The sequence below is a fragment of the Paenibacillus sp. V4I7 genome (assembly GCF_030817275.1).
GTDB lineage: Bacteria > Bacillota > Bacilli > Paenibacillales > NBRC-103111 > Paenibacillus_E.
Genome location: NZ_JAUSZD010000002.1, coordinates 7,286,081 through 7,307,080, shown reverse-complemented (window position 1 = coordinate 7,307,080; position 21,000 = coordinate 7,286,081). Strand labels below are relative to the sequence as shown.

Below are 21,000 nucleotides of genomic sequence, written 5' to 3'. Positions count from 1 at the left end.
AATATGGGTTATGTCAAAAGCAGATCATATGCTTTCTATCCTGTGGTTGCTCAAATCTCAGAAGCGAATAACAGCTAAGCAGCTTGCTGAGAAGCTGGAAATAAACATCCGAACCGTCTATCGATACATCGATGCTTTATGTGCCAGCGGAGTCCCGATTATTTCCGATTCCGGGCATCATGGCGGTTATAGCTTGCTCGGTCAGTTCAATGAAGCTCCGCTTGTATTTGATCTGGATGAACAAAAAGCGTTAATTCATGCGGCCGCTTTTGCCCAGGAGGCGGGGTATCCGTTTGGAGAGAAATTAAGTCAGGCCGTCGCCAAGCTGAAAATGTATACCAATGAAGAACAACGCCATCAAATCCATTTACATGAGCAAGGTCTTGACGTCATTCTTCCCCAAGCTGATGCTTCGCAAGTATCCCTGCTTCAAGAAGTGGAAATGGCGGTGGCTCAAAGCGTAACGATATTTATGGATTATCAAAAAGGCTACGGATCTGTAACAGAAGCTCGTCATTTGGATCCTTACGGACTTGTTTGCTGGAAAAGCAAATGGTATGTGGTAGGTCATTGTCATCTTCGTAAAGAAATTCGAAGCTTTCGTATCGATCGTATTCGAAAGTTGGCTACGACGGAGAAGACTTTTGAACGGCCTGCTGATTTCTCGGCGCGTCAATTTATCCTTTCAGGTGTACTGCCTGATTCGGATAAGCCAGATGAGCTTATCTCTGTCAAAATTACAGGAAGAGAGCAAGCACTAGATGATCTATGTGGTCATTGGTTTCTAGCCCATTCGTTGGTAGAACGTTCGCAGCTTGAAGCTCATTTTAAACTGGAAGAGCGATACATCCGGTTTGATCTTCCCTACTTTCTTCTGACTTATGGGGGCACCCTTCGCATTAAAGAACCGCTGCTGCTCCAAAACCAAATGATTGAGGTAACCAAAAATTCACACAATTATTATGCGGCGGCGCAGCTTGACTGACCATTTCTGTCAGTGAAGATGGGCTACAATGGGTCTTAGGTGAAACCTAAGGAGGAAAATAGATGAATTTATTGCAAGTTCGTATTTTGGTTGATGATTTTCACAAAAGCGCAGCTTTTTATAGGGATCAATTAGAATTGAAAGCTGACTGGTATGAGGAGTCAATGGAGTACGCGTTGTTTAACACGGGCGCTGCTCGTATCGAGCTGCTGTCCCGCAAAGCAATGGGCGAAGCACTGGGAGAAGATTTAGGGCAAAGCGGCAGCTATGCAACGAATTTTGTACTCAATATTGAAGTTGAAAATATAGATGATACCTACCATCGTTTATCAAAAAAAGGCGTCGAATTTGTCAAAGAACCATTTAATCATCCGACATGGAATGGACGACTTGCCCATTTTCGGGATGCTGATGGCACATTAATAGAACTCTATCAAGCAAATAAAAAGGAGAATTGATCCGATGTCTACTCAAATTATCAAAAATTACGAGTATCATGTATGGGCTAATAAGCGCGTTTTCACTCGTTTAGAGGAACTGCCGGAGGAGATTTTGCTGCAGGAGATGAGCGATGTATTTCCAACCATACATGCCGGCCTTGTGCACATCTACAGAGTGGATACTGTCTGGTTGTCCGGCATGAAGGGAAGCAGCTATGAGCAAACCAGAGAGTTAATCGTCACTGTTGAAGAAAAGACCAAGGGGAAAAGCTTGAAACAACTAGAGGCCGCATTCTCGGAGCTAGCCGAGGCTTACAGAGCCTTTTTGAATAGTGATGTCGATTGGCAAGCTATGAAAGACTTTCCGAATCCGAAATATGGCGTCCTGCATGCCAGCAACGAAGAGCTTATCCAGCACGTTGTTAATCACGGCACTTACCACCGCGGCAACATCACTTCAATGCTCCGTCAACTCGGACATGCAGGTGTATCTAGTGATTATGTGTTTTACTTATTTGATGTAAATAAGTGAATAAGATCCGCTATCGAAATAACTCGCTTTTTACAATGTGGTATCACCGGCGATCGACATTTCCATCATTTCCTTTACCTCTTTGAGGTCATTGGTCTTGCCTAAAGCCCACATCAATTTCGGAACAATTGCTTCTTTATTCATATCCTTCGACGAAATAATCTGTTCTCTGCCTACTCTACGCCCAACTTCATAAAGCGTCAAATCGCCGCCTTCTTCCAGACATTGTGTCGTAATGACAACAGCGACTCCAGCTTCTGTTAGCTCAATGATTTTCGGAAGAAGGTTGCGCCCTTGGGTAGGAACCCCTCCTAAACCAAAGCCTTCGATAATCACACCTCTATAGTGTTGTTTCAGATAGTCGAAAAGCTCAGGCTTCGTACCTGGATGCAGCTTTAACAAAAAAACATCGGGACAGAGCGATATATCTAGCTTTATCTCTTTATTTTGTATAGGTACAACAGACGCAGTGTACTTGATTTCGTCGCCATCAAAGCAAGCTACATAAGGATGATTTATGCTTTCAAAAGCATCGTAACTGCGTGTTCTCACTTTCACAGCTCTTGTCCCGTTAATCACCTTGCCATCAAAAACAATAAATACACCACCAATGTCTTCACACGCAAACTGGGCAGCGTTACGCATGTTATGGATGGCATCTGTATGATTGTTGTGGATTGGAACTTGAGAACCTGTAATAACAACCGGCTTACTCAAGTTTTGCAGCATATAGGAAAGCGCGGCTGACGTATAACTCATCGTATCTGTTCCATGCGTGATAACAAATCCATCATAATCATCATAATGCTTATGGACGGCTTCCGCGATGCGGACCCAAAATTCAGGCTGCATATTTGTGCTGTCAATTTCCATCAGTACATTACTGTCTACCTTATACAGGTGATTTTGTGCGGGCAAATAGCTTATCAGTTCATCGGCCGTCATCCCCGGGGTCAATCCATCCTCCCCAACGACGGACGCGATGGTTCCACCCGTAGCTAACAAAAGTATCTTTTTCATAGAAACGTTCCTTTCGCATGGTTTCCGCTTACATAAAAGAGCAATAAGTAGAAAACCTCTATCAAGACCGTTCAACGATGAGCGACCTTCTAGAGGTGTGTTTGTATACCTATTATAAATCCATCTATAGGATTTTGCTAAGAAATGCTTGGGTACGTTCGTGTTTGGGGGAATCGAATAGTTCGGAAGGCGTTCCTTCTTCTACGATATACCCTCCATCCATGAAGATTACACGATCTGCCACCTCGCGAGCGAAGCCCATTTCATGCGTGACGACAATCATGGTGATCCCCTCATGGGCTAAATCCTTCATTACTTGCAGCACTTCGCCTACCATCTCGGGGTCTAAGGCCGAAGTTGGTTCATCGAATAACATAACACGTGGATTCATAGCCAGCGCACGAGCAATGGCTACACGCTGCTGTTGTCCGCCAGACAACTGGTCAGGGTATGCATCCCGCTTCCCAGCCAAGCCCACTTTGGTCAGCAGTTCCATGGATTTTTGTTCATTTTGCTGCTTATCTATCTTTTTAATGTGTTTCGGGGCCAACATGATATTTTCCAATACAGTCAGATGAGGGAATAAGTTAAAGAGCTGAAAAACCATCCCTACATTTTGGCGCAATTGATCGATATTCGTGGTAGGTGAAGTGACTTCGACATCGCCGATCACTACTTTTCCAGACGTTACATCCTCAAGAAGATTCAGACAACGTAGGAATGTACTCTTTCCTGATCCAGAGGGTCCAATAACACAAACCACTTCTTTCTCTCGAATCGTAGTAGAAATATCTTTCAGTACTTCGTTCGTACCGAATTTCTTTTTCAAGTTTTGTACGACGATCATTTGGAAGCATACCTCCTCTCAAATACGTGAGATAAGCGGGATAAAGCATAGATGATAATAAAGTAGATGACACCCACGACTCCCCATATCTCAAAAGCACGATAGTTAGCAGAGATAATAATCTCCCCGCTCTGTGTCAACTCGCTAATTCCAATGACGGACAATAGGGAAGTATCCTTAATACTTACAATGAATTGATTGACAAAAGCAGGCACCATCCGGCGAATGGCTTGTGGCAAAACAACCAACCGCATCGTCAACCATTTACTTAACCCTAACGATCGCGCCGCTTCCGTCTGTCCCTTACTAATAGAGACAATACCCGCTCGGAAAATCTCTGAGATATAAGCGCCCGCATTTAAACTGATGGCAATAATACCTGCGGTCTCTGCCGGTATCCGAATATCAAAGAAAGCGGGGATACCAAAGTACTCAAAGAAGACCTGCACTAATAGCGGTGTTCCCCGAATGATATCAACATAAGAAGTAGCGATAGCCCGAAGAATTTTACTAGAAGAAACATTCATCAAACCCGTAATTAAACCTATAAGAAAAGCGATCGGTAAAGAGATGATAACAATTTTAAAGGTAATTAGAGCGCCTTTCAACAACATGGGTAGTGCATCTAAAATAACCTGCAACGAGGAAGTCACCGGACCCCAACCCTTCCTTTGATTGAATTCATAATGACGCTAACCTTCTGAAGCCCATTGAACATTGGGTGACAAAAGGTTAGCGCTTGTGTTATCTATTTTGTGGATTTACCCAGATAAGTGTTGATAATTTCATCATATTTACCGTTAGCTTTTATCTTCTTGAGTCCATCATTAATTTTTTTCAACAATTCCTCGTTATCTTTTCTGACCGCGATACCGTAGTGATCGCCGTTCAAACGATCCCCAACAATTTTCAGCTTAGAATTAGGATCAACGGCAATTTTATACGAGATCACCGGAAAATCTTCAATCGTTACATCGGCATTTTTATTGGCGACTTCTTGATACATGGCCGGACTATCATCGAAATACTTAACTGTCGCGCCATATTTTTTACCATATTCATCTGCTTGTTTTGCTCCGGAAGTACCTTTCTTAATAGCAATAACTTTCCCCTTCAAGTCTTCGGGAGTTTTGATGGTTGTATTATCTTCTCGAACGATTAGCGAAAGTCCAGCTTGGTAATACGGATCCGAAAGGCTAACAACCTGTTTACGTTCGTCCGTAATACTGATACCAGCGATAGCACCATCCAGTTGTTTCGATGTAATAGCTGGTATAATTCCTTTGAAGTCCATAGGTTTTAATTCAACTTCAAATCCCTCTTCTTTAGCTATTGCGTTAATTAAATCAATATCTATTCCAATGTACTTGCCATCTTTTTGAAACTCGAAAGGGGGATACGTCGCATCTGTACCAAACGTATATTTTTTAGCTGTTGTTGTTTGTGCAGGTTGGGTAGTCTGCGTAGACTTATTATCCGTAGTTGCACCATTTCCACAAGCACTAAGTGTTAAAGCTATAACCGTTCCAAGTACTACTGATAAACCTTTTTTCATGTAAGAACCCCTTTTCCTCTATTAAATTTGAGATCGAATGATTCGATCTGTTTGTAAATTCATACTACCTCCTGCTCTACAGCAACATACAGAATCCTACAAAAACAATTACACGACATGAAAATAAAGTTTACATGCGAGACGATTAATTTTACTTGAAAAAATTGTATCCGATTACATTTCGTATTGGTATCTATTTCATGTGATGATATATCACAGTGAAATAAAAAAAGGAATCCAAACCTTCAGTCCATACTATCTCCAGACTTGAGAGGTTGAATTCCTTACTCAATTATTTAATTTTTCTAGTATCTCCATATAAAAAACTTGTAAAAATTTTTTAATGTTTACTTTTCCTTTATCGGGCTGCAGTTCTTCGTCCATGACTTTCATCCTCATCCGAATATCCTGGAAATCAAAGTACAGCGGCGCGTAATACTCGAACTTAGGATTACTATAATCGGTTAAACCAATGGAAGCCATATTATTTAATGCAGCCATGATCGTCCGTCGAATGCGTTGTTCAATCGCCTTACTTTCTTTCTCAATATCTTTCTGGCCTTGTTTATAGGTGTTGGCGACAGACTCATACAATTCTTTTAAAGGAGGGAAACTAGTTGCCTCTCTATGTTCGATGGCATTCTCCATTAAAGCTATAATGTCTTTACTGCCAATCTCACCGATGATTCCCAAATCCATTAGAATAGCCTTCACCACATCACGAACTTTTCGTTCTATACGGGGAGAGGACGGTCCAGCGATATCTAATTTTGCTAAAGATTGCTTGATCTCAGAAACATACCGCTCATATTTCCACTGCTCATTGACTTTGCTCAATACGTGCTCTACTTCCACGCGATTAATCGGCTTATGGATGAAGAACTCGATTCCTTTTTGATAAGCTTCCCCTACCATGTCCTTATTTTCAATTTGTGAAATCATAATAAATTTTCCGTCATACCCACTGTTTTTCAATTGCGTGATGGTCTCAATACCATCCTGATCAGGCATCAATAAATCAATCAACACGACATCGGGCTTCGATTTAAGGATCATTCGAGCCCCCTCAATTCCACCTTCCGCCGTCCCCATAACCTCGCCAATGCCGCATTCATCAATAATATCTTGCAGCATACTTCTGCAAACGACATCATCATCAACGATCATAATTGAAAGTGCCATCGACTCTACCCTCTTTAATTAGACTTGTAATTGGGAGACGAACAACAAACTGAGTACCACTTGCTTTCTCCGATGATGCTACGGCAATACTTCCTCCAAAGGAATGAACAATATCGCGCACATGAGAAAGACCGATCCCGGTTGCTGCTATCCCTTCTTCAGTGTATTTTGTCGTGTAACCAGGTTCGAAAATGAGTTCCTTTTTATGATCAGGAATTCCTTTTCCGGAATCTATGACGTTAAAATATACGTCGTCTTCTTTTTCAAAGACCCGAATATGTATGGTTCCATTTTTCTCTATAGCTTCTACCGCATTGGCAACTAAGTTATTTATGATCGTCAGCAAAGGCACATAGTGCGACGTGTTCAGATTAAATGCCAGTTCTTTTTCAATGATAACCTTTTTCCTTAACATTTCGCTATATTCTTGATTTCCTTTTACAACAAAGTGCATGATCTCCGAAAGACTCATATGAACAACAACTTCACTATCGAATAATTTCAATAATCCTGCCAAAATACGTTGGGAATCCTTCTTTACTTCATGGATTTGTTGGGCAATTCCTAACGTACGCTGACTATAGCCTTTGAGGTTATCTTCATTCAATTTCCTATAGAGGTCATAGCTATCCGCGGTAATCCCCTCTATGGTATCCATGGCTTTTTTCAAATAAAAGGCTTCTCCATACAAACCAGAGTTGATGTTCAGCATCTGCTCCATCCGTTTTTCCTGCTCAGCGTGGAGCAAACGCATCTGACTAATAACAATGCTGTTGTACAAACCGATTACAAAATAACTGCGTACTACGGCTATGACCATTATAAGGAACCATTCTTTAAAATAAAAGGTATACGTTCCGAGGAAAACCCCACGTAATAAGAGCTCCGTTTCATTAGAAACGAAGTCAATTAATGTTATATATCCACCTAACATGAGGGGGTGAAATTCAGTCAATCTTTTTCGAAGCTTGCTCATTCCAAATGCAAATACAACATAATAACAACCGGCTGCTGCATTATTCTGTAAGCTCTCCAAGATCGTAAATGATTGCACGTGAGTGATCCAATCTCCAGACTGAACGATCATGCTAACGATCCCCGTTAGGAGACCCGTTTTCACATAGGGTAGATGCGGCATAAGTAATAAAAAGAACAAAAAGATACTAACTCCCAGACCAATGCGGAAATAATCGTTGCTAAAGGGATTTATCTTGAATTGTGCGCCAGTGGCCGTTGCAATAGCGATTACGATCATTTGCAATCTTTCGTTTTTGACTAAATTCTGCATCTCTCGATCACACCTACTTGGGGGGTCAGACTTTATCCGCTACCCATGAACTAAATAAATTTCTAACGCTTTATACTAACATACATGATCCATCATTTGAATAAAAGCTTAGCCGTCATTTATGATAAGGTTCACCTTACACGCAAATATGAAACGGCTAAATGTTTGCATATCAGTCTCTCCTTGGCACACTTTTAGTATGAATAAAAAAGATGGCCAAGTAAACAATATGCAAATAAATGACAATGTAGGGAGGAATCATAATGGTCGGCATATTGGAAGCAGCAATTACTACAATTAAATCTTTGACAGATGAAGAAAAACCCCAACCACTTCATGTAGGAGAGGTGATGGCTTGTTGGATTTACTTGGCGGGCCTTGAAATAGCCAAAGTAACTGTTCAAGCAGGTATAAATACCACGAATGATGAGGATCTGAAAGCCATGCTTAAGGAAGATTTGGAACTCAATCATAGTCAACGGGATCGCCTCTATGATTTCATGCTTAAGGAAGGTATTACTTTACCGCCTGCTCATGAAAATATGCCTCACTCGGATTCTAACAGTATTCCGCTTGGTGTTAAATTGACGGATGAAGTGCTTGTCAACGAATTATCTTTTAAAATCGTTAGTTTGATTCTCCGTGCCGCAGGTGCCAATGCAGAATCGATTCGAACCGATTTCGGTATAATGTTTCTTCAATTCCAAGCAGAAAAAGTCATGTTGGGGTCAAAATTAAAACAATTAATGATACAACGCGGGTGGATTAAAATGCCGCCGTTTTTCATTCCACCTGGCTCCCAGCAATCATCAACATAAACCTTTATGGGGCCACCTTTAAGTCTCAAACTCTCAGGAAAGCCCCTTTTAAAAAATCTGAACTCCGTTTCGTCAATCTACATCTATGAGAATGAATTTCCCAATCACCACACCCGCATACATCCCGCCTGTTTCAATTCCCGCTATTATGTTTATATAATTACTACGGCTTTTTTGATCGGAGAGGAAATATCTGATTTAAGGATAGTCTGATTTCAACTAAACAACAGGAGGTAACTATGCACATTGTTGAAGTCAATAATTTGACAAAGGTATTCGGACAAGATCCCAAGAAGGCCCTTTTGCTTCTTGATAAAGGATGGTCCAAAAAGCAAATATACGAAGAAACGAAGCATACCATTGGTGTAAATAAGGTCAATTTCACCATACAGGCTGGCGAAATCTTCGTAATTATGGGATTGTCCGGAAGCGGTAAATCTACGCTGGTTCGTCTATTGAATCGTCTGATTGAACCCACCTCTGGAACAATTCTCATTGATGGCGAGAACATTGTTTCGATGAACCATGAACAGCTTCGTCAAGTTAGGCGTCGCAAGATCAGTATGGTTTTCCAGAAATTCTCCTTGTTTCCGCATAAAACAATCATTGAGAATGTGGAGTTTGGACTGGAGATTCAAGGCGGATCCAAGCAGGCCAATCGGCAAAAGGCGCTGGAATCTTTGGAGCTTGTCGGTTTAAAAGGATTGGAGGACAGCCATCCCGACCAACTGAGCGGAGGCATGCAGCAGCGGGTTGGACTAGCGCGCGCTTTGGCGAACGATCCTGATGTTTTGCTCATGGATGAGGCGTTCAGCGCACTGGATCCTTTAATTCGTAAAGATATGCAGGATGAACTGCTGGAGCTCCAGGATAAAATGAAAAAGACAATTATTTTCATTACACATGATTTGGACGAAGCCTTGCGAATTGGTGACAGAATCGCTCTTATGCGAGAGGGTTCCGTTGTCCAAATTGGGACACCGGAAGAAATATTAATGAATCCAGCGAACAAGTACGTGGAACGATTCGTAGAGGATGTCGATCTGTCCAAAGTATTAACGGCTGCACACGTGATGCGCAGGCCAGAAACAATCACTTTGGAACGAGGACCTAGGGTTGCCTTGCAGTTAATGCAGGATAGTGGGATTTCGAACCTGTACGTTGTGGACAAAGCAAAACGGCTCATTGGCGCCATTACTGCAGAAGATGCAGTTCTTGCAGTCAAAGATCATAAAACGATTGGGGATATCGTCATCCGTGATGTGCTTACAGTCCCGCCTGATATCCATTTAAATGAATGCTTCGAGCTTATTAGCAGTGCTAAAATTCCGGTTACAGTGGTCGATGAAAAAGGCCGTTTACTAGGCATTATAGTTCGTGGCGCAGTCCTAGCTGCTATCGCAGGCACCCATGATATTACTGACAAGAAGGTGAACCCCTAATGTTCACGAAAATTCCTTTGGACCGCTGGGTCGAGTCCATCATCAGTTGGTTCAATACCCACTTTGCCTTCCTGTTTAACTTCTTCTCATCCGTCATTAGTGGGATCGTAGGCGGATTTACTTTCTTATTTCATGCCTTCCCCGCTATCGTTGTTATCATACTTCTAACGCTCCTTGCTTACTATTTCGGCAAGTGGCGGTTGGCGCTATTCGCCGTGCTCGGATTGCTGCTTATCCGTAATCTCGGATACTGGGACTCCACAATGGACACATTGGCTTTGGTTTTAACCTCTGCCCTTATTTCCATTATTCTTGGACTGCCACTCGGGATCTGGTGTGCCAGAAACCGTTCGGTGAGGAGTACATTGACCCCGATGTTGGATTTTATGCAGACGATGCCGGCGTTTGTATACCTCATTCCCGCGGTTACTTTTTTCGGTCTTGGCGTGGTACCAGGGGTTATCGCCTCCGTTATTTTCTCTATTCCGCCGACCATACGCTTAACGAACCTCGGTATCCTGCAGGTACCTGCCGATTTAGTGGAAGCTGCGGATGCATTCGGGTCAACCCCGGCTCAGAAGCTTTTCAAAGTACAGTTTCCATTGGCATTGCCTACCATATTAGCCGGGATCAACCAAACCATTATGCTGTCTCTATCGATGGTGGTCATTGCTTCAATGATTGGAGCACAGGGCGTCGGAGCCGACGTATACCGGGCGGTGACTCAATTGAAGACGGGCCAGGGATTTGAGGCAGGACTTGCTGTTGTCGTTTTGGCTATCCTTCTGGACCGATTAACACAGAGCGTCATTGGAAAGAAAAGAAAAGGGAACAAGTCTTTCGCATTAAAGAAGCCCTTGGTAATCACAGCCATAGCCGCTTTCTGCATCATTGCTATCTTAATTGGAATAGGGAAGAAAGCTCCTGTTTCGAATAGTACGTTTGTTGGAGACCAGGTGGGTTACAGCATTATTGGCATTGACCCCGGTTCCGGCTTAATGAATGCTTCGGAAAAAGCACTTACGGCTTATAATCTTACCTCATGGAAGCTAATTGAGGGTTCCAGTACGGCTATGACTATTGCCTTAGACAAAGCCTATAAGGAAGGCAAGCCCATTATTGTAACCGGTTGGACACCACACTGGATGTTTTCTAAGTATGATCTAAAATATTTGACGGATCCAAAAAACGTATTCGGTGGAGATGAGGAGATTCACACGATTGTACGTCTCCATTTACAAGCCGATCATCCTTCAGCCTACCAATTCCTCGATAAATTTCAGTGGAAACCTGCAGATATGGAACAAGTGATGGCGAAAATCCAAGAGGGTCAGAAACCCGAGGAGTCGGCCTCGCAGTGGGTGGAGACTAACCCGGATAAAGTGAATGCATGGATTAGCGGTATTCCCAAAGCGAATGGGAAGAAGTTAAAGCTTGCCTATGTAGCGTGGGATTCTGAAATTGCGAGTACAAATGTGGTTAAATACGTGCTGGAAAGCAAGCTGGGATACCAAGTGGACATGCTTCAGGTGGAGGCAGGACCCATGTGGGCGGGTATCGCTAGCGGGGATGCCGATGCCATGGTTGCAGCTTGGCTGCCAACCACGCATAAAGATTATTATGAGAAGTTTAAAGGTAAATTCGAGGACTTGGGACCCAACCTGATTGGAACCAAGCTCGGTCTAGTTGTTCCCAAATATATGAACATTACTTCCATTGAGGATCTGGCTAAAAGATAGCGGGATGTAATACGTAAATGACTGGATAAGTATATACTTGTCCAGTCATTTTTGTATGAGGATCACCTTCTCAAGGGTGGCGTCTACTACTACTATTATGAACGGTTCTTTAAGAAAATGGAAAGTTCTTCACCCGATACTGGGCGGCTAATAAAGTATCCTTGCGCTTCGTTACATTGTCTCTGTTGAAGGAAATGTAACTGCTCCTGCGTTTCAACACCTTCCGCAATCACTTTTAAATCCAGATTATGTGCCATATCGATGATGGTATGAACAAGTGCTGCATCCTTTGAATCCTCAAAAATATTACTTGTAAAAGAGCGATCGATTTTTAAACTGTCGATAGGGAATAGTTTCAAATAACTTAAAGAAGAATATCCGGTTCCAAAATCGTCAATGGATAGATGAATACCCATTGCTTTTAGTTTCTGCATCGTAGTAATTGCATACTTCGAATCTTGGATGATGCTTTCCGTGAGTTCAAGCTCAAGATATTGAGGGTCAAGCTCCGTGTCTTTTAAAGTTTTACTGACCACCTCAAATAAATTGTTTTGTTGAAATTGACGGGAAGATATATTTACAGCGATACGTAAAGGTGGATAGCCTGTATTTTGCCAAATTTTATTTTGGAGGCATGCTTCATAAAGCACCCATTCGCCTATTGGAATGATCAATCCAGTCTCCTCGGCTAAGGGGATAAACTCATCGGGCGATATATTTCCCCATTCCGGATGCTGCCAACGGATCAGGGCTTCTACACCAATCACTTTACCGGAAATGACATCAATCTGCGGTTGATAGTAAACCTTAAATTCGCCGCGTTCCAAACCTTTGCGCAGTCCCATCTCTAACTTCATCTTTTGGGACACCGCTTCATTCATGTCAGGTGTATAAAACTGGAAATTATTTTTTCCTTGCTCCTTTACACGGTACATGGCTGTATCCGCATTCTTGATCAAGGTTTCTATATCCCTGCCATCGGATGGATATAAACTGATCCCAATGGATGGGGTTAGAAACATCTCGTGATCGCTTAACACAACCGATTGCGTGAATACGTTGACTATTTTTTGGGCTTTTTTCGTAATGTCGTCAGAAGTAATATTGGGGAGAAGCACAATAAATTCATCTCCACCTTGGCGTGAAACGGTATCCATTTTACCCATGCAGCCTTTAATTCGTTTGGCAACCTCAATCAATAAACGATCACCTATGGCATGTCCTAGCGTGTCGTTGATATATTTGAAACGATCCAAATCGATAAACATAATCCCTATAATTTGTTTATTTTCACTTGCCTGATCCAATGCTTGCGTGAGGCGATCATTGAGTAAACGTCGATTTGGCAATCCTGTCAAAGGATCAAGATATACCATATGATTGATTTTTTCTTCCGTTTTTTTGCGTTCCGTAATATCTCGAATGATGCTGCTGAAGTAGGTATTTCCTTCCTCTACCCACGCTGCAAGGGAAATTTCGATTGGAAATTCACTTCCGTCTTCTCTCAGTCCTTGTAATTCGACGGTTTTCCCAATAACGTGAGGTTTGCCTGTGGTAAGGTAACGTTCCATTCCTTTTTTATGAGCTTCTCTGTATCGTTCAGGTATTAAGATTTGCAGCATTTTACCTAAAATATCTTTTTCTTGATACCCAAAAATGAGCTGGGCTCCGGTGTTCCATGAAATAATGGTACCCTTGCTGTCGGCTAAAATAATAGCGTCGTTAGCGGACTCGATCACGGAACGGAATTTTCTTTCTGACCCCAAAGATTGTGATTCAAAACGGTTCTCAACAAAAGTGCTGATAAACACCAATCCCAGAATGATCAGCATGCCAATGCCAATCGAATACGCTAGAAGAGTATTATCGAACGATGATCCCGACAAGCTGATATGGTTATGATCGTGTGTGAACGTTGCTGCCGACATCCCAGTGAAATGCATGCCTGATATAGCAACCCCCATAATGACAGCACTTCCTACTTTTCTCCACCCAAAATCCGGTTTATTCGAATTTTGTTTCGCCCAAAACAATAGAAGTAAGGCTACTAATGATACGACAAATGCGATGATGGCAGAAAGAGCCCATAGAAAACGATTATATGTAATTGTTGCTTCCATCACCATGGCTTCCATCCCGGTATAGTGCATAGAAACAATTCCAATCCCAATGAAAAGGGCACCTATGATGACTTGGAATGTACGCATAGAAGGTTGACTTACCATATGCAATGCTAACCCCGATGAAAAAATGGCAGGAAGAATCGAAACAATGACCAGCGTTACATTGTAAGTGACCGGAATAGACAAATGGAATGCAAGCATAGCTATAAAATGCATGGACCAAATGCCCATCCCCATCGCAAATGCTCCGCCAGATAACCATATGTAACGGGCATTGCCTTTTGCTTTATGTATACGAATTCCTAGATCCAATGCAGCAAATGAAGCAATAATGGCGATTATAATAGAAAGAAGGACTAGGGGGAAGTCATAGGTGTTTGAGAGTCTCTCCATCATGTTTCTCCTTATTTGTCTCAGAAAACGACAATTTCCAATTATATTCGACTAGTTTCCTCCTATTCCCTGCTTAGATAATTCCACCTTTATGGAAGGAAGCATCTTTAATCAACACAAAAAGAAAAGGCTAGGAAAAAGCTCTCCTGACCTTTTCTTTGACTTTTGCATTATCACCAACGAGCCTTCATAGTAGGTCATATTCTCATCAAAGCTCGCCGCTCCGCTTGCGGTTTACATGGATCACAGACTCCTAATACCTGACCGCTTTCGGATGAATAAAAATAAAGACGTTTGGCTTTTTTTCGACAAAAACTACAAGTTTGTTTGTTCTGTTTATTCACCGAATTCTTCTTTTGTTTAAGTGATAATTGAACTACTTTTCTTGTCTCTAGTTTATCTCTAGCCTTGCGTGCAAACATGAACAAAAAAATAAGAACGCATATCAAAATAATGATTAAAAATAACCAATACATGGCTGATCCCTACCTTTGGAATGACCTATTCAGTTATATTCCTTACAGCAGCATCTAATGCATGGATAACCTTATCACACCAATGATCAAATTCCTTATCCTCTGTTTGATGTTCAGGATGGGCTAGAATGTAGGCGATCGTTTGCCTAATCCCTTGATCAAATCGCGTGTTTGCAACAAATTCGGGAACAAGTCGTTTCAGCTTTGAATTATCAAATACGACCGAATTAGCCTTATCTCCTAGCAACCCACCTCTGTAATCCTCCTTACTGCATGCAGCCAGAAATTCAGATGAAACATGGACTGCTTTAAGTTTCACTCCAAGGGCATCAGCAATTACCTCGTAAATTTGATTCCAGGTAACCGTCTCATCTGAAGTAATATGAACGGACTCACCAATCGCATGAATATTGCCCATTAAACCAATAAAACCTTTAGCAAACTCACTATTGTGTGTCATTGTCCACAGGGAAGTACCATCTCCATGAATGATGACGGGCTTGTTCTCCAGCATTCGCTTAGCAACCTGCCAGGTACCCTTACTTCCATGTACGCCAAGTGGAATCGAACGTTCACTATAGGTGTGACTCGGTCTTACGATCGTTATCGGAAAGCCTTTCTCACGATACTGCTTCATTAAATATTCTTCACACGCAATCTTATTTCTGGAATACTCCCAATATGGGTTTGATAAAGGAGTTCCCTCTGTAATTCTATAATCGGATAAAGGGGTTTGGTAGGCAGAAGCCGAGCTAATAAACATAAATTGTTTCGTTTTACCCTTAAATAAGCGATAATCTCTTTCCAACTGAACCGGCTTAAATGCTATGAAATCTGCAACGACATCAAACTCCAAGTTTTCAATAAGCTTAGATACATGATCTTCATCATTAATATCCGCTTTCAAAATGTTTACGCCAGCTGGCAAGTCCTCATTCCTTGTACCTCTATTTAAAAGATAAAGCTCGCATCCTTTTTCTAACAACTGCTTGGTGATTGCAGAGCTAATCGTCCCTGTACCTCCAATAAATAGCGCTCTCATATCAAATCTCCCTCCGTTAATGTTGATATCTTCCATACAATTTAACAGATCTTGTTACTCAATCATTCGACGTTGCTATCAGAAAACCTCCCCTTGGAGCCAAGCAATTCGCTTAAAAAGCAGCGTTGCCAGTGAGCGATCAGATCATTCGGATCGGCGCGGTAGGTACATTGCTCCTTGGATTTGTGTATGGCCTATTTACGAATTGAGGATGAAAAGAAGAGGCCCTCCTGATTAAGGAAAGCCTCTTTGTTTTATGGGCTGTTGTGAGAAGAGACCCTATTAATGGAACTAGCTTTGCCATATCTGGATCTTCTAACTACTAGGTTTCTATTACATAGTGAAGTTAATGTTTGCCAGCAGTTACACCACCATCAACAGGTAAAATAGCTCCCGTAATCCAGCTTGCTTCCTCACTAGCCAAGAATAAGATGGCGGATACCATATCCTTAGGCTGACCAATTCTTCCAAGTGGATGAAATGCATGAAAACTATCTAATACATTTCTAATTTGATCTTGGGGGACGAAGCTATTGTAAACGGGTGTTTCTACTACAGCAGGAGCGACAGTATTGACACGAATTTGATCTTTGGCAAATTCTATGGCTAGATTGCGTGTTAACGCGTGTCTACCCGCCATGGCAGCTGAGTATGCACTTGAAGGTGTAGCACCAATAGCTTGAGTCGCCCACATGGAACCAACAGAGACGATTGCTCCGCTACCACGCTTTATCATTTCAGGGATGACAGCTTGCGCGATAAAAAACGTTCCTTTCACTATGGTATCCATATAAGAGTTAAAGTCTGTCTCGGTATGATCTAGAAAAGGTGTTGGCTTAAAAATTCCTGTGCTTGCAATCAAAATGTCGACACCGCCAAATTTTTTAACGGTTTCTTCAACAATCTTTGTAGAGGTTTCAAGATTTCTTATATCTCCTGCTACCGTAAGCACGTGTTCTCCTGTTGGATCAATTTCTCTCGCAGCATCCATTAATACTTGCTCCCGACGGCCATTGATAACAACATTCGCTCCCAATTTTACTAATTGAATCGCTGTTGCTTTTCCCATGCCACTGCCGCCACCTGTAATAATAGCCACTTTTCCTTGAAAGTTCATTTTTATAATCTCCCTCATCTACCTATCAATAGGTAGTTTATATTTAGAAAATAACTGCTTTAGTTATTAGCTAAAGCAGTTATTAATTCTTCGGCTATCTCATCGAATTTCTCAATGTCTTTAAAACTGCGTGCGAGCAATTGTGCGCCTTGAAGTGCTGCAAGAAACTTATGGGCTTGAGTCTTTGCTGTACCTTTGAAGGTTAGCGTTCCCGCTTTTAATCCATGATTCATTACTTGCTCCAGCCATGTCAGATTGACGGAAAAGTAACGGGTGAGTCTGTCTTGCACTTTCTCTGGTAACGTAATGTAGTCAGTTGAGTACATCACACCTAAGCAGAGACGAAAGTCTTCCATGGGTCCAGCTTTGTAAAGCGTAGTGAATTTACGCAGCTTTTCCAAGTCATTTTGTGTTAGCTCATCAATTTGAGTTAAAGCATGAGTAAATTTATCATGATACCGAGCGACTAATGCCTCTCCCAAGTCTGCTTTGTTTGGGAAATGATAATGAATGCTTGCTTTGCGAATTCCGACTTCTTTTGAGATGTCTGCATAACTGAATGCATTATATCCTAGTGTTTGAACCAGCAGCTGTGCAGTATCCAAAATATAATCCAAAGTGTTATTGTTCATACCCATATATTACCTATCAGTAGGTAGTCTGTCAAATGTTTTTTCTCTACCTCTTGACTGAAAACAAGGCGACACACAGTCAACTTATTAGACATCCCGGATCTGATCCGATTTCTGAGATTAGACCATCGACAAGATGGCTATTTTCAGCATCATTTCTTTTGTTGGAGTAACTTGAAATTTTTTCTAAATGTAATATCGTCATGATATCATTTAAATATAATGACCTTCGTCTAAAGGAGGAATGACGTGAATGAACAAGCAGTTTACGGCATGCATGTCGGAAAAGCGTATTCGGCGATGGACGGAACGCCCCAACCATCAGTTAACCGTCGGATTGGTTCACCATTCCACGCGTTCGATCTGGACTTCGGGACAGGGCAACGGAGTTGATTCATCCAAATTCCTATATGAGATTGGCTCGATTACCAAAACAATGACTGGGCCTGTTATTGGCAATCGGCGAGCAGAATGGCGTCTGGCGTCGTTCCGACCGGCTGTCTGACTTCGTTCCTGAATGGTCCTCCAGCCCATTTGTCAGAGGGACAACTTTGCTGCATCTGGCTACTCACACGTCCGGTCTACCAGAAGTGCCTAAAAATATGAAAGGAACCATCATCGATCGACTGAATCCTTATGCGAATTACAAGGATGACGATTTAATCAGCGCTGTTGCATCTGAAAGTCTGAAGAAAAGCAATAAACATAGCTATTCCAATTATGGTTTTGGTTTGCTGGGTTGGCTGTTGTCGAGACGATTAGGCGTTAGCCTGGATGAAGCCTTGCGCGATCTAGTGTTTAAACCTCTTGGAATGACCAATAGTGCTGTACAACTTCCTGATGTCCAACGTGATCATCTGCTTCCCGTCTTCAATGCCAAGGGGAAACCGGTGCCGCATTGGGATTTTGGGGATACGATGGCTGGAGCTGGGGCCGTTCGTTCGACTGTTTACGATATGCTTCATTACATGGAAGCTCATTTGAGTGACGCCGATCACTCCCTGTCTGCCGCGCTTGCGGAATGCAGGAAAGCGCAGCATGACATTTTCCCGAGCAGGGGGATCGGCATCGGTTATGGCTGGATGTTCTTCAGAGAGAAGGATGGTTCTACTACGCACTGGCACAACTACCCTGCTTACAAAGGAGTTGTTCAAAACCGACCTCGCTACAGGCTCAAAGACCGAATGATTCATACACCGCAACATGAATATTGGTTAGGCGCGTTCGAGCGCATACCGGCGAATTTATCCAAATTGCACTTTCATTAACTGTTTTGTACGGGATTCGGACAAGAAAGGCCGTGTACTTGCTTTATGCGGTTTTGATTCATGCTCTAATCGATTTTTTTTGCGGGTCTTTATCAAGCCAAGATGTTACCGTTGTGGGTAATCGAATGTATAGTGTGGCTATGGGGGCTCGTTGCCGTAATTGTGATTGTGAAGTCAAAGAAATGGTTTGCTAAATTGTAACATGTAGTTTCTCTCCACGGCTCTCTGTAAAAGGCGAATTTAAAGGGCACCCGAATTGGGTACCCTTTAATTCGCAGTGATCCTCGAAGACAGCCTCGATCACCCTTGGAAATTCGTGAGCTAACTTGATCAATTACTGCGTCCTTTGCAGCGGTTCTCCACCACCTGCCGGTGGCATTCCACCTCTGCCTCCGCCCTGTCCTCGATTGCCGCCGGGCCCTCCCATCCCGCTTCTTGCCGCGGTCACACCCGATTCGGACAACCAGGTTATGACACTCGACGTTGTAAAATCAACCACCTTAGTGCCACCTTGGTACTCGCCGCCGTCATAGAGGCCGTTCACTTGACTACCAGTCGACGTTCCTCCCGAGCTAAGCGTGTACGAAGCATCCTTCTTCATTGTCGGGGAGCTGACGAACAAAGACTGATAGCTTTTCGGCGGTGTAAATGTTAGAACCGTATTGCCATCGCTATCTTCCAGATGAACCATAGCGCCTGCTTGCTGCGCTTTCGAATAGATCATCAGTACGCCTGGCTGTGTCGATTGCTCGGACGTGGCTTGCGCCATGCCGGAGCTGCCTGCGGCAACCAGAAATCCGCCCGTCATTTCGAATGTCCCGTCGTAATCCAAGGAGCCATTGCCGTTCTCAATTGGCCCATTAACGATAACAGTACCGCCGGTCATTGCAATCGAACCGTTCGAATCTAAACCATCGCCTTTCGAATCAACCGTTAGATTCCCTCCGCTAATCGTAAGTTTGTTGCTTGAAGCGGTGCCAGATTGATTTCCACCAGGTCCACCGAGCCCACCTCCACCAGCGGTTTCGGCATCTCCCGATGAGATATTCACGCCGTCGTCACTCGAGACAACACTTGTTTTACCGTCTGAGATCACGACCATAGGGGCTTCGATCCCTTCATTGCTATTGGCGATATCGATCGTGCCTCCCGCGATTACGATCGAGACCTCCGCATGGATTCCATCGTCGCCGGCATTAATAAGCACTTCTCCCCCATTTACGTGAAGACCGCCGCTGCTGTGCAAGGCATCTTCACCGGAATTGATGTTTAACGAACCGCCGGCAATGTCAATGTAACCTTCGGAGCCCTCTGTATCGTTCGACGTTTTGATCCCGTGTCCTCCCGCTTCTATGGTCATACTGCCTTCTTGGACAGCCACCAAATCGCGCCCCATAAGTGCATCGTCAACGGCATGAATATCAAGTGTTCCTCCCGTTATTTTCAGCTTATCCTTACTCGTGATCCCATTGTTATAATTTCCTTGAACAACGAGCTTTCCGGTACCATTGATCGTAAGATCGTCTTTGCTGAAGATAGCCGAATTGGGTTCGTCTGTTGACGCATCCGGGTAGACGTACGTTTTTCCGTCTGATACCAGATTCGTTGTTCCCTCTGGCAATGAGATAATCGTCTTCCCTGCTTCTTCGACGAAGATAGCCGAGGTATTGCTGTTATAAATCTCCGCTCCGTTTAATACCAAGCGAACGATTCCTTCATCCTTTACGTTAACAGCGATTTGACCGTTATCCAGTTTCCCGCTCACTACATACGTTCCGGCCGCTGTGATCGAAACGGTGCTTTCCTTCGCCTCTGCCCCTGACCCGTTAATCGTTGCCGTGGTACCATTCAGCTTGATTTCGGTAGGATTGGATGCACTCCAATCCATGTACTTGTCATCGTCGGCATACTCAACCTTCTGGATTAAATCGGTACTGGTTGCTTGTACCCCTGACGCGGCGGTTGCCGTCGGTTGAACCGATACAGTCGGTGAGGCCTCTGTATTGGAAGTTGAAGTGTCGGTTTGATTGCTGCATGCTGATGCTATAACAGCACATAATAGAACTACTCCCGCTTGTTTTGTTATTAAAAGTTTTTTCAT

General features: G+C 42.9%; 20 protein-coding genes. 9 read left to right on the top strand and 11 right to left on the bottom strand.

Annotated elements, in window-relative coordinates; all coding sequences use genetic code 11:
* The first annotated feature begins 10 nt into the window (after positions 1–10).
* The 3 genes from QFZ80_RS34230 to QFZ80_RS34220 all read left to right on the top strand — a co-directional run bounded on the left by QFZ80_RS34230 (position 11) and on the right by QFZ80_RS34220 (position 1,957).
* The gene (locus tag QFZ80_RS34230) at positions 11–985 is read left to right on the top strand and encodes a helix-turn-helix transcriptional regulator (RefSeq protein ID WP_307563159.1); all 975 of its coding nucleotides are present in this window, start codon (positions 11–13) and stop codon (positions 983–985) included.
* Positions 986–1,047: 62 nt separating this feature from the next.
* Complete coding sequence (locus tag QFZ80_RS34225) at positions 1,048–1,443, top strand: VOC family protein (RefSeq protein ID WP_307563157.1); 396 nt, start codon at positions 1,048–1,050, stop codon at positions 1,441–1,443.
* A 4-nt stretch (positions 1,444–1,447) separates the two neighbouring features.
* Positions 1,448–1,957, top strand: a complete 510-nt coding sequence (locus tag QFZ80_RS34220) for a DinB family protein (protein WP_307563155.1) — start codon at positions 1,448–1,450, stop codon at positions 1,955–1,957.
* Positions 1,958–1,987: 30 nt separating this feature from the next.
* On the opposite strand, the gene QFZ80_RS34215 is transcribed toward QFZ80_RS34220, so the two are convergent.
* The 6 genes from QFZ80_RS34215 to QFZ80_RS34190 all read right to left on the bottom strand — a co-directional run bounded on the left by QFZ80_RS34215 (position 1,988) and on the right by QFZ80_RS34190 (position 7,849).
* Positions 1,988–2,977: an asparaginase gene (locus QFZ80_RS34215; RefSeq protein WP_307550918.1), complete on the bottom strand. Its 990-nt coding sequence runs from the start codon at positions 2,975–2,977 to the stop codon at positions 1,988–1,990.
* A 124-nt stretch (positions 2,978–3,101) separates the two neighbouring features.
* On the bottom strand, positions 3,102–3,824 hold the full coding sequence (locus QFZ80_RS34210; RefSeq protein ID WP_307550919.1) for an amino acid ABC transporter ATP-binding protein: 723 nt from the start codon (positions 3,822–3,824) through the stop codon (positions 3,102–3,104).
* On the bottom strand, positions 3,821–4,477 hold the full coding sequence (locus tag QFZ80_RS34205; protein ID WP_307563153.1) for an amino acid ABC transporter permease: 657 nt from the start codon (positions 4,475–4,477) through the stop codon (positions 3,821–3,823). Before QFZ80_RS34205 ends, QFZ80_RS34210 begins: the two co-directional genes overlap by 4 nt.
* Before the next feature lie 95 nt (positions 4,478–4,572).
* Positions 4,573–5,379 (bottom strand): transporter substrate-binding domain-containing protein, encoded by an 807-nt coding sequence (locus tag QFZ80_RS34200; protein ID WP_307550922.1) that lies wholly within the window; start codon positions 5,377–5,379, stop codon positions 4,573–4,575.
* A gap of 288 nt (positions 5,380–5,667) precedes the next feature.
* The gene (locus tag QFZ80_RS34195) at positions 5,668–6,561 is read right to left on the bottom strand and encodes a response regulator (protein WP_307563151.1); all 894 of its coding nucleotides are present in this window, start codon (positions 6,559–6,561) and stop codon (positions 5,668–5,670) included.
* Positions 6,536–7,849 carry an ATP-binding protein gene (locus tag QFZ80_RS34190; protein ID WP_307563150.1) on the bottom strand — a complete coding sequence of 438 codons (1,314 nt, stop codon included), beginning with the start codon at positions 7,847–7,849 and terminating at the stop codon, positions 6,536–6,538. Before QFZ80_RS34190 ends, QFZ80_RS34195 begins: the two co-directional genes overlap by 26 nt.
* A gap of 263 nt (positions 7,850–8,112) precedes the next feature.
* Here QFZ80_RS34190 and QFZ80_RS34185 point away from each other — a divergent pair, with 263 nt between their 5' ends.
* The 3 genes from QFZ80_RS34185 (at position 8,113) to QFZ80_RS34175 (ending at position 11,848) form a co-directional block, all read left to right on the top strand.
* Positions 8,113–8,667, top strand: coding sequence for a DUF3231 family protein (locus tag QFZ80_RS34185; protein ID WP_307563148.1), 555 nt, complete (start codon positions 8,113–8,115; stop codon positions 8,665–8,667).
* Positions 8,668–8,906: 239 nt separating this feature from the next.
* A complete protein-coding gene (locus QFZ80_RS34180; protein ID WP_307563146.1) occupies positions 8,907–10,109 on the top strand; it encodes a quaternary amine ABC transporter ATP-binding protein in 1,203 nt (400 codons plus the stop codon).
* Positions 10,109–11,848 (top strand): glycine betaine ABC transporter substrate-binding protein, encoded by a 1,740-nt coding sequence (locus tag QFZ80_RS34175; RefSeq protein ID WP_307563144.1) that lies wholly within the window; start codon positions 10,109–10,111, stop codon positions 11,846–11,848. The genes QFZ80_RS34180 and QFZ80_RS34175 overlap by 1 nt, the downstream gene beginning before the upstream one ends.
* A gap of 95 nt (positions 11,849–11,943) precedes the next feature.
* Here QFZ80_RS34175 and QFZ80_RS34170 read toward each other — a convergent pair whose 3' ends face one another.
* The 4 genes from QFZ80_RS34170 to QFZ80_RS34155 all read right to left on the bottom strand — a co-directional run bounded on the left by QFZ80_RS34170 (position 11,944) and on the right by QFZ80_RS34155 (position 17,631).
* The gene (locus tag QFZ80_RS34170; protein ID WP_307563142.1) at positions 11,944–14,367 is read right to left on the bottom strand and encodes a bifunctional diguanylate cyclase/phosphodiesterase; all 2,424 of its coding nucleotides are present in this window, start codon (positions 14,365–14,367) and stop codon (positions 11,944–11,946) included.
* A gap of 498 nt (positions 14,368–14,865) precedes the next feature.
* Complete coding sequence (locus tag QFZ80_RS34165; protein ID WP_307563140.1) at positions 14,866–15,882, bottom strand: SDR family oxidoreductase; 1,017 nt, start codon at positions 15,880–15,882, stop codon at positions 14,866–14,868.
* 346 nt (positions 15,883–16,228) lie between these two features.
* On the bottom strand, positions 16,229–16,999 hold the full coding sequence (locus QFZ80_RS34160; protein WP_307563136.1) for an SDR family NAD(P)-dependent oxidoreductase: 771 nt from the start codon (positions 16,997–16,999) through the stop codon (positions 16,229–16,231).
* 59 nt (positions 17,000–17,058) lie between these two features.
* Positions 17,059–17,631: a TetR/AcrR family transcriptional regulator gene (locus tag QFZ80_RS34155; RefSeq protein WP_307563134.1), complete on the bottom strand. Its 573-nt coding sequence runs from the start codon at positions 17,629–17,631 to the stop codon at positions 17,059–17,061.
* A 253-nt stretch (positions 17,632–17,884) separates the two neighbouring features.
* Here QFZ80_RS34155 and QFZ80_RS34150 point away from each other — a divergent pair, with 253 nt between their 5' ends.
* The 3 genes from QFZ80_RS34150 to QFZ80_RS34140 are packed head-to-tail and all read left to right on the top strand — an operon-like array spanning position 17,885 to position 19,093.
* A complete protein-coding gene (locus QFZ80_RS34150) occupies positions 17,885–18,136 on the top strand; it encodes a hypothetical protein (protein WP_307563132.1) in 252 nt (83 codons plus the stop codon).
* Positions 18,084–18,899, top strand: coding sequence for a serine hydrolase domain-containing protein (locus QFZ80_RS34145; RefSeq protein WP_307563130.1), 816 nt, complete (start codon positions 18,084–18,086; stop codon positions 18,897–18,899). Before QFZ80_RS34150 ends, QFZ80_RS34145 begins: the two co-directional genes overlap by 53 nt.
* The gene (locus tag QFZ80_RS34140) at positions 18,842–19,093 is read left to right on the top strand and encodes a YhfC family glutamic-type intramembrane protease (RefSeq protein WP_307563128.1); all 252 of its coding nucleotides are present in this window, start codon (positions 18,842–18,844) and stop codon (positions 19,091–19,093) included. Before QFZ80_RS34145 ends, QFZ80_RS34140 begins: the two co-directional genes overlap by 58 nt.
* A 140-nt stretch (positions 19,094–19,233) precedes the next feature.
* Here QFZ80_RS34140 and QFZ80_RS34135 read toward each other — a convergent pair whose 3' ends face one another.
* Positions 19,234–21,000: a carbohydrate-binding domain-containing protein gene (locus tag QFZ80_RS34135; protein WP_307563125.1), complete on the bottom strand. Its 1,767-nt coding sequence runs from the start codon at positions 20,998–21,000 to the stop codon at positions 19,234–19,236.